Origin of the sequence: Hymenobacter aerophilus DSM 13606 (assembly GCF_000382225.1) — a bacterium.
GTDB classification, from domain to species: Bacteria; Bacteroidota; Bacteroidia; order Cytophagales; family Hymenobacteraceae; genus Hymenobacter; species Hymenobacter aerophilus.
In genome coordinates this window covers 178,301-193,940 of sequence record NZ_KB907801.1, presented here as the reverse complement: position 1 = coordinate 193,940, position 15,640 = coordinate 178,301, and the positions used below count along the sequence as shown (strand labels likewise).

Here is a 15,640-nt window from a genome sequence, read left to right as displayed (position 1 = left end):
TTCAACGACTGCTCCTACTGCCATCCACAAGGGAAGTTCAGGCTCCCCCTCTCCTGTTGAGGAGAGGGGGCCGGGGGGTGAGGCGCCCGCGGCGGGCGGCCCCGCTACGGCAGGCCCCTCCCCCGTCCGTCGGGTAGCCCCGGAGGGGCGGCATATCGGTAGCAGCAAAGCAGCCGGCAGTTCGAGCCCCAGCGGGGCGACACCAGCAAGCCAACGGAAGGTGTCGCCCCGCTGGGGCTCTACCGTTCAGCAGGCCGCCTGGCTACCGATATGCCGCCCCTCCGGGGCTATCGGGCCGCTGCACAGCGCCCCCGCTACGGCTGGCCCCCTGTTCGGTGGCCGGGTGGCGGGCCTGTAAGCGGCCGGTGCAACGCCCGCGCCGCACCCTGCGCCGGCAGCCGGCGGGCACCCGCTCCCCTCTCCCGGAGGGGGCCGGGGGGTGGGGTGGGCCGGCGGGGAAGGTGGGCCGCCCACGTACGCAAAAGGCCCGCTTCCTCTCGGAAACGGGCCTTAAAACGAAAGCTATCAGCTAACCGCTGTCAGCTAAGAGCTGAGGAAACGCTACCGGCTCGCGGCCAGGGCTTCGGCGCCACCCACGATTTCGAGAATCTCGGTGGTGATGGCGGCCTGGCGGGTGCGGTTGTAAGTCAGCTTGAGCTCCTTGAGCAACTCGCCGGCGTTGTCGGTGGCCTTGTCCATGGCCGTCATGCGCGCGCCGTGCTCCGAGGCATTGCTTTCGAGCACCGCCTTGTAGAGCTGAATCTTGAGCGACTGCGGAATCAGGGTCTGCACAATCTCCTCCTGCGAAGGCGCGAAGATGTAGTCCACGTTGCTGGTAGCGGCGTCGGAAACGGGCTGCGCGGCGGGCAGCAGCGGCAGCAGCTGCTCCACCTGAATGACCTGGGTGGCCACGTTGCGGAACTCGTTGTACACCATCACCACCTCGTCGAACTCACCGCTGCGGAAGCCATCCATGGCCTGCTCGGCCGCCACGCGCACGGTGTCAAACGAGAGCTTGCCGAACACGTGCTGGTAGTCGCCCAGCAGCGGCCCGCGCTTGCCGAAGTAGTCGTGCGCCTTCTTGCCGATGGCCATCACCACCACGTTGCCCGAGGCGTTCTGCTCGGCGTACCGGGCCTGAATCATGGCGTTGGTGGCCTTGAACACGTTGGAGTTGAAGGCGCCCGCCAGGCCGCGGTCGGAGGTGATGGCGATGATGAGCACGCGGCGCACGAGGCGGGCCACGCCGTACTCGCTCTGCACCTCCTCGCCGGCCAGGGCCGTGAGGTTGCCCAGGATACCGTTGAGGCGCTGGGCGTAGGGCCGCATGCGCAGAATGTTGTCCTGGGCGCGCCGCAGCTTGGCCGCCGCCACCATCTTCATGGCTTTGGTAATCTGCTGCGTGCTCTGCACCGACACAATGCGGTTGCGGACTTCTTTTAAGCTAGCCATGTGGGTTGAGCTGCAAGCTACAAGCTGCAAGCTGCAAGCTTTTACCTGACAAACGAATGTCAGCGTAAAGCTTACGGCCTGGGGCTTATAGATTAATTAACATGTGTGCTGAGCTGGGTGCGGCAAGCTACAAGCCTTCAACCTGATAACTGAACATCAGCTTGCGACTTGCAGCTTACAGCTTGTAGCTTACGAAGAATATACCGCCGACAGGTCGTTGGCGACCTGGCGGATGGCGCCGATGACGGTGTCATCGAGCTTGCCGGCCTTGAGGGCCGCCAGCTCGTTGGGGTGGCGGGTCTGCATGGTCTGGGTGAACTCCTTCTCGAACTCGCGCACCTTGTTGACGGGCACGCGGTCGAGCAGGCCGTTGGTGGCGGCGTAGATGATGGCCACCTGGTCCTCCACGCGCTGGGGCGAGAACTGGGGCTGCTTCAGGATTTCGAGGTTGCGACGGCCGCGCTCAATGGTGAGGCGGGTCGAGGCGTCGAGGTCGGAGCCGAACTTGGCAAAGGCCTCCAGCTCGCGGAACTGGGCCTGGTCCAGCTTCAGCGTGCCGGCCACCTTCTTCATCGACTTGATCTGGGCGTTACCCCCTACCCGGCTCACGGAGATACCCACGTTGATAGCGGGGCGCACACCGGAGTTGAACAGGTTGGTTTCGAGGAAGATCTGGCCGTCGGTAATCGAAATCACGTTGGTCGGGATGTACGCCGATACGTCGCCGGCCTGGGTCTCGATGATGGGCAATGCCGTCAGCGAGCCGCCGCCCTTCACGAGGTGCTTGATGCTCTCGGGCAGGTCGTTCATGTCCCGGGCAATGGTGTCGGAGGCGTTGATCTTGGCCGCACGCTCCAGCAAACGGCTGTGCAGGTAGAATACGTCGCCGGGGTAAGCCTCGCGGCCCGGCGGGCGACGCAGCAACAGTGACACCTCGCGGTACGCCACGGCCTGCTTCGACAGGTCATCATAAACCACCAAAGCCGGACGGCCCGTGTCGCGGAAGTACTCGCCGATGGCGGCACCCGTGAAGGGCGCGAAGAACTGCATGGGGGCCGGATCGGAAGCCGAAGCGGAAACGACAACCGTGTAGTCCATGGCGCCGCCCTTGGTCAGGGCGTTTACCACCTGGGCCACGGTCGAGGCCTTCTGGCCCACGGCCACGTAGATGCAGAACACGGGCTCGCCGCGCTCGAAGAACTCGCGCTGGTTGAGGATGGTGTCAATAGCTACGGCCGACTTACCCGTCTGCCGGTCGCCGATGATGAGCTCGCGCTGGCCGCGGCCAATCGGAATCATCGCGTCAATCGACTTGATGCCCGTCTGCATGGGCTCGGTTACGGGCTGACGGAAGATTACGCCGGGCGCCTTGCGCTCAAGCGGCATCTCGTAGGTTTCGCCCTGGATGGGGCCGCGGCCGTCGATGGGCTGGCCCAGCGTGTTGACCACGCGGCCCACAATGCCCTCGCCCACCTTGATGGAGGCAATTTTGTTGGTGCGGCGCACGGTGGCGCCCTCCCGAATGTCGGAGTAGTCGCCGAGCATTACGGCCCCGACGTTGTCTTCTTCGAGGTTGAGCACCAGGGCCTGAAGGCCGTTTTCAAATTCGAGCAATTCCCCCGACTGGGCGTTGCCCAGGCCGTAGATGCGGGCTACACCGTCGCCAACCTGCAGTACCGTGCCCACCTCTTCGAGTTCGGCTTCGGTTTTGAAGTTGGAGAGTTGCTCCCGCAGAATGGCGGATACTTCATCCGGACGTACGTCTGCCATGGTGGGTTATAGTTGGGGTTGGTAGGGATTCTTCGAGAATTCGGTGCGCAGCTTGCGCAGCCGGAAGCTCACCGAGTCGTCGATGAGCTGGTCGCCGATACGGAGCACGAAGCCGCCAATCAGCGAGGGGTCTACTTTTTCCTGGAGCGTTACGTCGGGCAGGCCGGCCTGCTCGCGCACGAGCTGGCGCAACGACTCGCGCAACTGGGGGTCGAGGGTGGTGGCGGTGGTCACCTGGGCCACCTGCATCCCCTTTTTCAGGTTGTACTGCTTGAGAAACTCGTCGCCGATGAAAACGAGCGAGTTTTCGCGGTTGTGCTGGGTTACGAGCGTGAAGAACTTCTCCGTCAGCGCCGTGACCTTGCCGCCGAAAATAGCCTGCAGAATGGCCAGCTTCTTATCGTGCTTGACAATGGGGTTGCGCAGCAGCAGCCGCAGGTCGCGGTTCTCGCCCAGCGTCTTGCTGAACAGGTCCATGTCCTGCTTCACCTGCTCCAGCTCACCCCGCTCCAGGGCCAAATCAATCAGCGACTTGGCGTAACGGGAAGCAACTCGTAGTTCAGACATATTTTTTTAGCTGCAAGCTACAAGCCGCAAGCTGCAAGTTTACTGTCCGGCTTCTGCTCTAAATTCAGAACAGAAGCTTGCAGCTTGCAGCTTACAGCTTGCCGCTTAGTTAAGCTTTACTTCTTTCAGGTACGAATCGACGAGTTGCTGCTGGGCGGGCTGATCGGTCAGCTCGCGACGCAGGATGCGCTCGGCAATGTCGATGGAGAGCTGGGCGGCGGTGTTTTTCACCTCGGCCAGGGCGGCGTTCTTCTCGTTCTGGATGGCTTCGCGGGCCTGGGCAATCATGCGGCTGCCTTCCTCGGTGGCTCTGGTTTTGGCCAATTCCACGAGTTGGGTCGACATGGCGGTGGCTTCCTTCAGAATCCGGTCGCGCTCCATGCGGGCTTCCGCCAGCAGCTTTTCGTTGCCGGCCTGCAGCTGCTGCATCTCCAGCTTGGCCTGGTCGGCCATGCGCAGGGCACCTTCGATGGAGCTTTCACGCTCCTTGAGGGAGCTGAGAATAGGCTTCCAGGCGAAGGAACGCAGCAACAGCAGGACGATGAGGAAAATCACCACCTGCCAGAAAATCAGGCCAAAATCGGGCGTTACAATATTCATGGAAAGTAATCAGTAAGGAGTACTGGGGACGCTGAAATCCGGCGGGCGGACCCTGACGGGGCCCCGGCTCCGGAGAAGCCAAACAGCCCGCTACGCCGTGCGCTAAAGCGACCTAGCGCAGCGGGCTGCTCTGGTACTACCTCTATCCCTAGAGATTGAAGGAAATCAGCAGGCAGACTACTACGGCGAACAGGGCCAGACCTTCAATCAGAGCGGCAACAATCAGCATAGCCGTCTGGATTTTGCCCGACGCTTCTGGCTGACGGCCAATGGCTTCCATAGCCTGACCACCGATACGACCAATGCCCAGACCGGCACCCAGAGCAACCAGACCAGCACCGATAGCGGCACCGAATACGGCCAGACCAGCAGAATTAGTAATGGCCTGCAACAACAGAGAAAGAAGCATAAAAAAGAATTTGGGGAAGTGAAAAACGAAAAAAAGTTAGGGGCAGGAAATGGGAGGCCTTAGTGAACCTGGGCCGGCGTAGCGCCGTCGCCGCCGCCCATCTGGTAGTCGGCATCATGGTGCTCCTCCACTGCGCCGCCGATGTACATGGCGGTGAGCAGCGTGAAGATGTAGGCCTGCAGAATGGCCACCAGCAGTTCCAGGAAGAAGATGAACAAGCCGAAGGCCAGCGTTACGGGGGCTACGCCAATGTTGCGGAAGATGAAGATGAGCGCAATAAAGCTCAGCGTTACAATGTGACCGGCCGTGATGTTGGCGAACAGTCGCACCATCAGCGAGAAGGGCTTTACGAAAACGCCAATCAGCTCGACCGGAATCATGATGGGCAACAGGGCCTTGGGCACGCCGGGGGTGGCGAAAATGTGGGCCCAGTAATTTTTGTTGGAGCTGAACAGGGTGATGAGCAGCGTGATGATGGCCAGCGTCATGGTCACGGCAATGTTGCCGGTGAGGTTGGCGCCGCCGGGCATCAGGCCCATCAGGTTGTTGAACCAGATAAAGAAGAACACCGTGAGCAAATACGGCATGTAGCGCTCATACTTGGGGCCGATGGACTTCTTGGCCACTTCGTCGCGCACGAACACAATGATGGGCTCGAAGAACGACTGAATGCCGCGCGGAGCCTCGGTGCCGCGCTTGGCGTAGCCGCGAGCCACGGCCGTAAACACCAGCAGCAGCACGGCCGCGCTCAGAATCAGCGAAGCCACGTTCTTGGTGATGGAGAAGTCGTAGACCTTAGCGCCGTCCTCCGAAACCAGGTGCTCATGCTCCAGCTTCAGGCCGTCGTAGGTTTTGCCCTCGGCCAGCTCGCGCGACGAGAAAGCCGATACGCCGTGGCCGGCCCGGTAGGCCAGAACGGGCAGGTAGGTGGTGTAATGATCTTCGCCGAGAGAGAACCAGTGCCACTCGTGCGAATCGCCGATGTGGTGCAAAATCATTTCGCCGGGCTGGAATCCTTCGGCCTCCGTGGCGTCGGCCGTGGTAGCCACGGGCTCACTGGCACGGGCGGTCAGCGAGAAGAGGCAAAGGAGGGCAAAAAGTAAGCGCTTCATTCAGAGTAGCTTAGGGATTCGCTCACAAAATCTTCATTTTGTGATTTCGCCCCGTTTTGAAAACGGGCGCAAGTTACTCAGAACGGCCCATACTTCAAACCCGGCGAAGAGAAAATAGAGCGCGAAGAAGCTGCCGAGGAAGGCCCAGCGGGCCGCCCCCTCCTGCCCGCCGCCCCGCAAAAGGTACACCAGCACCAGCGTAAGCGACAAAAGCAGCCGGGCCACCATCGCCCCGAAGTAGGCTACCAGAAAGTTATCGGCATCGGCCCGCAGCAGCCGCTCCATCATCCGGTAGAGCACGAGCGTGAGCACAAAGAAGAAGGCAAACGTGTAGACCGTGAACGGATGGATGACGCGCGGGCCGAACTGGCTGTGGAGCGCATACAGCACGAAGCCCACCAGCAGGCTGAACAGTAAATACGGCTTGAGAAAGGATTTCATGCAGGGACTTTATGTGAATTGTTCTGCTGGTGCACCCCACCCCCGGAGGTGCCGGGGGTGGGGTGCGCTATTCGCCCTTGCTCACGGCCCGAATCACGTTATAAAGCGCCGCGAAGGTGCCCAGCAGCATCAGGCCCAGCGTAAACCAGGGCGTTTGGGTGGCGTAGTGCTTGTCGAGCCAATAGCCGGCCCAGGTGCTCAGGCCGATGGTGGCGGCCATCTGGGCCCCGATGCCGGAGTAGCGGGCCACGGTGCGGAGGCGGTCGGAGTTGTTGTCGTGGGGGTCGGTGGGCTTGAGGGGGCTGGCCATAGGGGCAGAACGGAAGGGGGCCACGAAATTACGGCTTGGCGCGTTAGCAGCGTGCCGGAGCGGGGGCCGAAAGCGTCCGGGCAGAAAGGCGTACTTTTACCAGGATTGCGACGTTGCTGAAAACACCAGCCCCCGAACGAATCGGTGGGTGGCGGGCGTTTCCGGTCCGTCCTTCTTTTCTGCCCGAGCTTCCCTGCCGCTTTGACGACGACCCCGACGACTTTTCGTGCTGCTCTTTTCCGGCCCCTCGTGGCGCTGGCGGCCACCGGGCTGCTGGCTACCGCCCTGGGCGGCTGTGCCGGCTCCGACCGCCGCTCGCTGGTGGGCCGCACCTACGACAACGTGGTGGCCCGCGACAACGCCTACTTTCTGGCCCGCGAGAAGATGCGCGAGGTGGAGGCCAAGCTCAACAAGGAGCGCGTGAACGACTACAACCGCGTGCTGCCCCTGTTTCCGTTGATTGACCAGCCCACGGCCACCCGCCTGACGGCCGACATGGACGACATCATCAAGAAGGCCTCCATCCCGGTGCAGTACCGCCCCGGCTCCGACTGGACCGACGACTCCTACCTGCTCATCGGCCAGGCCCGCTATTATAAGGGTGAGTTCGAGGACGCAGCCAAGACGTTCAAGTACGTCAACAGCACGGGCCGCGACCTGAACGCCCGCCACGAGGCGCTGGTGTGGCTCATGCGCACGTTTCTGGCCCTGAATGAGCTGGACAACGCGGCGGCCGTCTCGAACATCCTCGACAAGGAAACCGGCACCGAGCGCAACGCCCAGGCCTTGTTCCTGACCCGCGCCGAGTACTATCAGCGCATCAACGAGCCCAAGCTGGCCATTGAAAACCTCGAAAAGGCCATTCCTTATATTGAGGAGAAGAACGAGCAGTCGCGCACCCGCTACGTGCTGGCCCAGCTGTACCAGCAGCAGGGCGAGGATAAGAAAGCCTACGCCCAGCTGAATCAGATCCTGAAGAAAAACCCGCCCTACGAGCTGGATTTCTACAGCAAGCTGATGCTCGGGCAGGTGTCGGACCTGAACCTGAACGACCGGGCGCGGCTGGATAAGTACTTCGCCAAGCTGCTCAAGGACCCCAACAACCAGGAGTACACCGACAAGATTTACTACGAAATGGGCCGGCTCGAATACCGGCAGCAGCGCTACCCGGCGGCGCTGGCCCTGCTCGAAAAATCGGTGCGCGTGCCCAAGGGCAACCCCGCACAGAAGGCCTACACCCACCTGCTGCAGGGCCGCATCTACTACGAAAACCTGCAGCGCTACCGGCTGGCCGCGGCCTACTACGACAGCACGGTGCAGGTGATGCCCAAAACCAACCCCGCCTACGAGGCCGTGGCCGAGCGGGCCGGCATTCTGCAGGATTTCGCCAGGCAGCTGACCATAGTAGAAACCCAGGATAGCCTCCAGGCCCTGGCCCGCCTCTCCCCTGACGACCTAACGGCCCGCCTGACCACATATGCCGAAGCTGAGCTGGCCGAACGGGAGCGGCAGGCCGAGCTGCTGGCGGCCCGCCAGGCCAAGGAGCAGCAGCGCCAGCAGGCTCTGCAGCAAACCGCCGTGGGCCTGGCTCCCGGCCGCGACCTGCAGCCGGGCATCAGCTCCGAAGACTTTGTGGCGGCCAACACCGGCGGCAAGTGGTATTTCGACAACCCCACGGCCCTGAGTACGGCCCGCAACGACTTTATCCGGCGCTGGGGCGACCGGCCGCTGCAGGACAACTGGCGCACCGTGACGCAGGCCAGCAACTCGCCCGTTACGCCGCAGGGCGGCAACGTGCCGGTTAGCATTGCCGGCAACAGCAGCACGGCCGTCAATGGCACGGGCCTGAACCCCGGCGCGCCGGCCACGCCCCCGGCCGATCCGCAGGCCCAGCTGCGCGAACTGGTGAGCCAGTACCGCCAGAACGTGCCGCTGACGCCCGAGTTGCTGGCGGCCTCCGACGCTCAGACCCAGGAGGCGCTCTACCAGCTCGGCGGCATTTACAACCAGGAGCTGCGCGAGCCCGACAAGGCCGTGGAGACGTACGAAACCCAGCTGCGGCGCTATCCGCAGGGCCCGCACACGCCCGAAACGCTGTATATTCTGTACTTGATTCAGAAGGAGCGCGACCCGGCGGCGGCCGAGCAGTACGCTGCCCGGCTGCGGCAGGCGTACCCCAACACCTCGTATGCCCGCCTGGTAGCCGACCCCGACTACCTGCGCCGCACATCGGTAGCCAACGCCAAGGTGGCCGTACTGGTCGATTCGGCGTTTGCGGCCTACAAGCGGCAGGATTTCAAGAAAGCCAGCGCCACCCTCGACCAGGCCAAAGCGCAGTACCCCGAAACCGACCTCAACGACCAGGTGGCCTACCTGGGGGCGCTGCTGAGTGTGCGCACCCAGCCGCCGCCCACGGCCCGGGCGGCCGTCGAGAAATTCTACAAGGATTACCCGGCCAGCCCGCTGGCGCCCAAGGCCGCCACGCTGCTCGAAACCTACCAGAAATACGACCAGGGCCAGATCAGCGGAGCCATGGCCAGCACCACCGAACCCGGCAAGTCGGAGTTCCGGCCCGGCGAGATTGAGCCGCGCACGGTTCGCCGCTACCAGCCCGCCCCAACGCCCGACGCTGGCCTGCCCGCGCCCCTGACCCCGAAACCTGCCCCGGCCGATGGCCGCCAGACCGAGCCGACCAGCACGGCCACGCCAACCCCAGCCACCCAACCGGAACCATCGACCCCGACCACGCCGGCCGAGGCGCCGGTACCGGCCGAGCCGGTAGCTTCTACCCCACTCACGCCCGCCGAGCAGGCCAAGGCCGACCGCCGCGCCGCCGCTCAGGCCCGCGCCCGCGGCCGGAAAACGCCCGCCGCGCCGAAGAAAACTGCCGAGCCCAAGCCTTCCACCGATTCGACCCCGACGGAGCCAACTCCGGCTGCGCCGACAACCTCAACCGGCGCTCCGGCAACCAGCCCCGCTCCTGCCCCAGCCACACCGCCACCAGCTGCGCCCGTTGCGGCTCCTACCCCTGAGGCCACCCCGGCTGCCGTTTCGCCGTACAAGACCGATTTAGCGGCCGCGCACTCGGTGGTTATCGTGCTGGCCAAGGATGCGGCCCTGCTCACCGAACTGCCGGCCCAGCTGACGGCCTACAACGGCCGCTACTACAAGTCGAGCAGCCTGCGGGTGCGCCGCCAGGCCCTGAACGCGACGGAAGAGGCCATTATCATTGAGGGGCTGAGCAACGCCCGGCTGGCCCAGAGCTACGCCCTGAAGCTACGCGGACCTCAGTCGCCGCTGAGCAAACTGCGCGGGGCGGGTTACCAAACCCTAGTCGTGGGTATTGATAACCTGCCGGTGCTGCTGCAACTGGGCAACCCCGCCGACTACCAGCGCTTCTACGACCAGAACTACCGCTGATTTCAATTAAGAATTAAGAATTATGAATTAAGAATTGTCGGCCTCACACGCGCCCGAAACACTGTAAACAGGCGTCTGCTCTTGGAATTGACTTCTCTCTCTAATTCATAATTCTTAATTCATAATTCTTAATTCAAGACATGGCTTCTTCTGCCACCAAAAAACCTGCTGCTTCCCGTCCGAAACCCAACCGCCCCGGGCGTTATACCGGCTGGGCCCGCTCGTTGTGGGTGCTGTTCGGGCTGGGGCTGCTGGGGCTGGTGTTCTACGTGTGGGCGGTCAGCGCCAACTTCCTGAACCTGTTTGGGCGCATGCCCAACCTGAAGTCGCTCGAAAACCCGCGCAGCGAGCTGGCCTCGGAAATCTACTCGTCGGACAATGTGCTGATGGGCAAGTTTTTCCGCGAGAACCGCACGCCCGCCGAGTACGAAGACCTGCCCGCCCACCTCGTAGACGCCCTGATTGCCACCGAGGACGCCCGCTTCGAGGAGCACTCGGGCATTGATGCCAAGGCCACCGGCCGGGTGGCGGCGGGGTTGCTGAAGGGCGGCAGCGGCGGTGGCGGCTCCACACTCACGCAGCAACTAGCCAAGGTGCTGTTCCGCACCCGCGACGACCTCAACGACGGCCTGCTCAACGACGTGCCGGGCGTGCGCATGCTCATCACCAAAACCAAGGAGTGGATCCTGGCTGTGCGGCTGGAGCGCAGCTACACCAAGCGCGAAATCCTGCGCATGTATCTGAATACCAACGACTACGGCTCCAACGCCTTCGGCATCAACACGGCGGCCAAAACCTTCTTCGGCAAGAAGCCCAAAGACCTGACCCACGCCGAGGCGGCCACGCTGGTGGGCGTGCTCAACGCGCCCTCGCGCTTCAGCCCCAAGTTCAACCCGGCCCGCTCGCGGCTGCGCCGCAACTGGGTGCTGCGCCAGATGAACAAGTACGGCTACATTACGGCCCAGCAGCTGCAGGCCGACACGCTGCAGCCCATGAAGCTCGACTACCAGGTGGAAAACCAGAACGAGGGCATTGCGCCTTATTTCCGGGTGGAAGTAAGCAAGGAGCTGCGCCAGTGGGCCAAGGAAACCGACCACGACCTGTACTCCGACGGCCTGAAAATCTACACCACCATCGACTCGCGGATGCAGAAGTACGCCGAATCGGCGGTGGCCGAGCACATGAAACTGCAGCAGAAGTGGTTCGACCAGCAGTGGAAGGGCCAGCAGCCCTGGCGCGACGAAAGCGGCCGGGTGATTCCGGGCTTCCTGGCCACCTCCATCAAGCGCACCGGCCGCTACCGCTCGTTGCAGGGCCGCTTCCCCGACCAGCCCGACTCGGTGAAGTACTACCTCAACAAGAAGTACCCGATGAAGGTCTTCAGCTGGAACAGCCCCAACAACGAGAAGGAAGTGACGATGTCGCCGATGGACTCGCTGGCGTACTACAAGCGCATTCTGCGGGCGGGCTTCGTGGCCATCAACCCGCTCAACGGCCGCATCAAGGCCTGGGTGGGCGGTATCAACTACAAGTACATCAAGTACGACCACGTGCGCCAGGGCAAGCGCCAGCCGGGCTCCACGTTCAAGCCCTTCGTGTACGTGGCCGCCATCGACCAGGGCTACTCGCCCTGCTACCAGCGGCCCGACGTGGCCGTGACCTTCCCGGCCGTGGCCGGCCGGCCGGCCTACACGCCCCGCAACTTCGAGGGCTCGTACTCAGGCCGCACCTTCACGCTGCGGCAGGCGCTGGCCCGCTCCATGAACTCGATTACGGCCTGGGTGGTGCAGAAGCTGGGCCCCGAAACGGTGGTCAGCTACGCCAAGCGGCTGGGTATTACCTCGCCCATCGAGGCGGTGCCGGCCGTGGGCTTCGGCTCGTCGGATGTGAGTTTGTACGAGATGGTGGGTGCCTACAGCACGTTCGTCAATAAGGGCATCTGGACGTCGCCGGTGATGGTGACGCGCATCGAGGACAAGAACGGCAACGTGCTGCGCGAGTTCATTCCGCAGACCCGCGAGGCGCTGAGCGAGGAAACGGCCTACCTGATGACCTACATGCTGCGCGGCGCCACCGAAGAGCGCGGCGGCACCAGCATCATCCTCAAAACCGGCTTCAAGTTTCCGGGCGAGATGGGCGGCAAAACCGGCACCACCAACAACTACTCCGACGGCTGGTTTATGGGCCTCACGCCCGACCTGGTGTGCGGCATGTGGGTGGGCGGCGAAGACCGCAGCGTGCACTTCCGCAACGGCTACTACGGCCAGGGCTCGCGCATGGCCCTGCCCATCTACGGCCTGTTCATGAAGAAAGTGTACGCCGACAAGAGCCTCGACGTCAACACCGGCGCCTTCCCCAAGCCGGCCTCGCTCACCATCGAAACCGACTGTTCGCGCTACTACGGCGGCCCCGGCGGCCAGCGCGACACCATCCCGAGCGACGAAAAGCTCAACCAAGTAAAGCTGTCGGACCTAAGCGGCGAGGACATCTAGAATCACAGATTTTCGCTGATTTTTGCGCTGATTAAACTGATTTTTACGAAATGTGGCCGGGACCATCCGGCCACTTTTTTTGTTGACTGCTTGGTTGAAGTCAATCGCAGCTAACCCCGGCTTTCTTTCCCATCGTATCCTCCGGCGGACAGTAGGCGTAGCGTAGTAGCGTACATTCCGCTCCGTATTACTAAACTGAATCTGCGTAATCAGCTGAAAAATCAGCGAAAATCTGTGATGTTATGGCCGCCTCTCCCGAGCTGCAAGACCAAATCCGCCAGCTCCCGCACCGCCCGGGGGTGTACAAGTATTTTGGCGACGAAGACACGATTATCTACGTGGGCAAGGCCATCGACCTGCGCAAGCGGGTCAGCAGCTACTTCACCAAGCAGGACCACAACAAGAAAACCCAGCAGCTGGTCAAGAACATCCGGCGCATCGAGTTCACGATTGTGGATTCGGAGTCGGATGCGTTTCTGCTCGAAAACAACCTTATCAAGCAGCACCAGCCCAAGTACAACATCCTGCTGAAAGACGGCAAGACCTACCCCTATCTGCTGCTGACCAACGAGCGGTTTCCGCGCCTGATACCCACCCGCACCAAGCGCCCCGGCGACGGCCGCTACTACGGCCCCTACGCCAACATCACGGGTATGAACCTGCTGCTGGAGCTGATTCGGGCGCTGTACCCGTTGCGCACCTGCACTTATAAGCTGTCGGAGGAAAACATTGCGGCCGGCAAGTTCAAGGTGTGCCTGGAGTACCACATCGGTAACTGCAAAGGCCCCTGCGAGGGCCGCCAGGATGAGGAAACCTACAACCAGTACATCCAGCAAATCCGGCAGATTCTCAACGGCGACCTGCGCCTGCCCAAGCAGTACTTCCGCGAGCGGATGAGCCAAGCGGCTCAGGACCAGCAGTACGAGCTGGCCCACCAGTTCAAGGTGAAGCTCGACAAGCTCGACGAGTTCCAGAGCAAGAGCACCATCGTCAATGCCAACCTGACGAACATCGACGTTTTCGCCATTGCCTCCAACGAGAAATCGGCCTTTATCAGCTACCTCAAGGTGATGAACGGCAGCATCGTGCTCACCCAGTCGGTGGAGGTGCAGAAGAAGCTCGATGAGCCCGACGACGAGATTCTAGCCCCGCTGGTGATGCAGATGCGCGAGGAGTTCGAGAGCGAGTCGAAGGAAATCCTGACCAACGTGGCCCTCCCCCCGCTGCCGCTGCCCGGCGTAACCGTAGCTCAGCCCCAGATTGGCGACAAGCGCAAGCTGCTGGAGTTGAGCCTCAAGAACGTGCTTTACCTGCGTAAGGAGAAGGAGAGCATGAACGACCGGAGCAAGGACCTCAACGAGGTGCGCATAATGGAAACCATCAAGAAGGATTTGCGCCTGACGGAGCTGCCCAAGCACATCGAATGCTTCGACAACTCCAACTTCCAGGGCGACAATCCGGTGGCCGCCATGGTGTGTTTCCGCAACGCGCGGCCCAGCAAAAAGGACTACCGGCACTACCACATCAAAACCGTTATCGGCCCCAACGACTTCGACTCGATGTACGAAGTCGTCACCCGCCGCTACCGCCGCCTCACCGATGAGGGCGCCAGCCTGCCCCAGCTCGTCATTGTCGACGGTGGCAAGGGCCAGCTCGGCATGGCTGTGAAGGCCATCAAGGACCTAGGCTTATGGGGCCAGATGGCCGTTATCGGCATTGCCAAGCGCCTCGAAGAAATCTACGTGCCCAACGACCCGCTGCCGCTTTACATCGACAAGAAGAGTGAAAGCCTGCGCCTGTTCCAGCGCATGCGCGACGAGGCCCACCGCTTCGGTATCACCTTCCACCGCGACCGGCGCGACGCGGGCACGCTCAAAACCGAGCTGACAGACGTCAAGGGCCTCGGCCCCGTCACGGCCGACAAGCTGCTACTCAAGTTCAAGTCGGTGAAGAAAATCCGGGAGTTGACCGAGGCCGAGCTGGTAGCTGAAGTCGGCAAAGCCAAGGCCCGCATCTTGGTCAACTACTTCTCTGAAACCGATGCGAAGGTCTGATTGAACCAAGCAACCAAGCTCGACTTGAATGTAAAACCAAAAGGCCCCTGACCAGAAACAGTCAGGGGCCTTTTGCGAATCTATTGTCGCACTTTGAAGGACATCAGCATCTGCGTCATCCTATCATCTGCAACATCTGTGATTTAGAATGACCACAGGTTGTACTCATACTCGATGAGGTCGGCGGCAGCTTGCTGCGAGGCCAGGATGCCCTGCTGCTGGCTGCCGTAGATTTCGTCGAGGCGCGAATCGGTCGGGTTCGACACCTTCACGATGTAGGAGTTGAACAGCCACAGTTCGAACGCGTCGGCCAGGTTCTTGTGCTGGGCGTCGTTCTGGGGGTTGAACCAGATAGCCTTATCGGGGTTGGCCCGGAACACGCGCACCAGGTCGCTGTACTTGAAGGAGCCGATGGGCTTTTCGATGCCCGCCGTGTTGCCACTGAGGGTAGAAGGCACGAGCAGCGTAATCGACTTGATGTCGTGGTACATGCGCGAGCGTTTCTTATCGAAAATCATGTCCTCCTTCAGTTCCATCTGGTAGATGTCCTTCGGGCGGTAGGCGTAGCTGGAAGGAGCGGCCGGGGCAGCATTGGCCGCCCCCTTTTTAGCCGGAGCACCCCAGTCGTCGGTGGCTTCGGCCGAGAAGCCTGCCGCCTTTTCCTCGTCGCTGAGGCCAACGGCAGCTTCCTGGTACGACATGTTACCTAGGACTTCCGCCGCCGAGAAGGTGGTCGTGAGCGAGTCGTTGCGGTAAGCCTGCAACTCGCCGCGCTTCACGGCATCGAGAATGATGCCGCTGATTTCCCGGCCTTCGGAGAACATGGGCTTGTTCTGCTTCTCGCGCAAGTCGATGGCCCGCCAAATCGTTTTGCGGAACATGATGTCCGACGTCGGGATTGGGCGGTACGAGCCGTTGCTGCTCGCGGTGGTCGCTTGTTCCTGCGCCGAAGCTGCCACCGACAGCGTGAGGCCGGCCGCCAGAGCGGCGAGAGAAAATACCTTGTTCATACC

The 15,640-nt window shown here is 62.1% G+C and carries 12 protein-coding genes; 3 read left to right on the top strand and 9 right to left on the bottom strand.

Annotation, left to right across the window (positions count from 1 at the left end):
* Positions 1–561 precede the first annotated feature (561 nt).
* The 8 genes from atpG to H145_RS19580 all read right to left on the bottom strand — a co-directional run bounded on the left by atpG (position 562) and on the right by H145_RS19580 (position 6,661).
* Positions 562–1,452, bottom strand: a complete 891-nt coding sequence (gene atpG, locus H145_RS0102360; RefSeq protein WP_019946531.1) for an ATP synthase F1 subunit gamma — start codon at positions 1,450–1,452, stop codon at positions 562–564.
* A 189-nt stretch (positions 1,453–1,641) separates the two neighbouring features.
* The gene (gene atpA / locus H145_RS0102355; protein WP_019946530.1) at positions 1,642–3,222 is read right to left on the bottom strand and encodes a F0F1 ATP synthase subunit alpha; all 1,581 of its coding nucleotides are present in this window, start codon (positions 3,220–3,222) and stop codon (positions 1,642–1,644) included.
* 6 nt (positions 3,223–3,228) lie between these two features.
* Positions 3,229–3,789 (bottom strand): ATP synthase F1 subunit delta, encoded by a 561-nt coding sequence (gene atpH / locus H145_RS0102350; protein ID WP_026351211.1) that lies wholly within the window; start codon positions 3,787–3,789, stop codon positions 3,229–3,231.
* 105 nt (positions 3,790–3,894) lie between these two features.
* Positions 3,895–4,389, bottom strand: a complete 495-nt coding sequence (locus H145_RS0102345) for a F0F1 ATP synthase subunit B (RefSeq protein ID WP_019946528.1) — start codon at positions 4,387–4,389, stop codon at positions 3,895–3,897.
* Positions 4,390–4,537: 148 nt separating this feature from the next.
* Positions 4,538–4,798, bottom strand: a complete 261-nt coding sequence (atpE, locus tag H145_RS0102340) for an ATP synthase F0 subunit C (protein WP_019946527.1) — start codon at positions 4,796–4,798, stop codon at positions 4,538–4,540.
* 59 nt (positions 4,799–4,857) lie between these two features.
* Positions 4,858–5,910, bottom strand: a complete 1,053-nt coding sequence (atpB, locus tag H145_RS0102335) for a F0F1 ATP synthase subunit A (RefSeq protein ID WP_019946526.1) — start codon at positions 5,908–5,910, stop codon at positions 4,858–4,860.
* Between the two features lie 33 nt (positions 5,911–5,943).
* Positions 5,944–6,351, bottom strand: coding sequence for a hypothetical protein (locus tag H145_RS0102330; RefSeq protein WP_019946525.1), 408 nt, complete (start codon positions 6,349–6,351; stop codon positions 5,944–5,946).
* A 67-nt stretch (positions 6,352–6,418) separates the two neighbouring features.
* Positions 6,419–6,661, bottom strand: coding sequence for an AtpZ/AtpI family protein (locus H145_RS19580; RefSeq protein ID WP_019946524.1), 243 nt, complete (start codon positions 6,659–6,661; stop codon positions 6,419–6,421).
* A 201-nt stretch (positions 6,662–6,862) separates the two neighbouring features.
* Here H145_RS19580 and porW point away from each other — a divergent pair, with 201 nt between their 5' ends.
* The 3 genes from porW (at position 6,863) to uvrC (ending at position 14,627) form a co-directional block, all read left to right on the top strand.
* A complete protein-coding gene (porW, locus tag H145_RS19575) occupies positions 6,863–10,081 on the top strand; it encodes a type IX secretion system periplasmic lipoprotein PorW/SprE (protein ID WP_157541008.1) in 3,219 nt (1,072 codons plus the stop codon).
* A gap of 140 nt (positions 10,082–10,221) precedes the next feature.
* Complete coding sequence (locus H145_RS0102315) at positions 10,222–12,573, top strand: transglycosylase domain-containing protein (RefSeq protein WP_071595104.1); 2,352 nt, start codon at positions 10,222–10,224, stop codon at positions 12,571–12,573.
* Positions 12,574–12,815: 242 nt separating this feature from the next.
* On the top strand, positions 12,816–14,627 hold the full coding sequence (uvrC, locus tag H145_RS0102310) for an excinuclease ABC subunit UvrC (protein ID WP_019946521.1): 1,812 nt from the start codon (positions 12,816–12,818) through the stop codon (positions 14,625–14,627).
* Positions 14,628–14,770: 143 nt separating this feature from the next.
* Here uvrC and porN read toward each other — a convergent pair whose 3' ends face one another.
* A complete protein-coding gene (gene porN / locus H145_RS0102305) occupies positions 14,771–15,637 on the bottom strand; it encodes a type IX secretion system ring subunit PorN/GldN (RefSeq protein WP_019946520.1) in 867 nt (288 codons plus the stop codon).
* Positions 15,638–15,640: the final 3 nt, after the last annotated feature.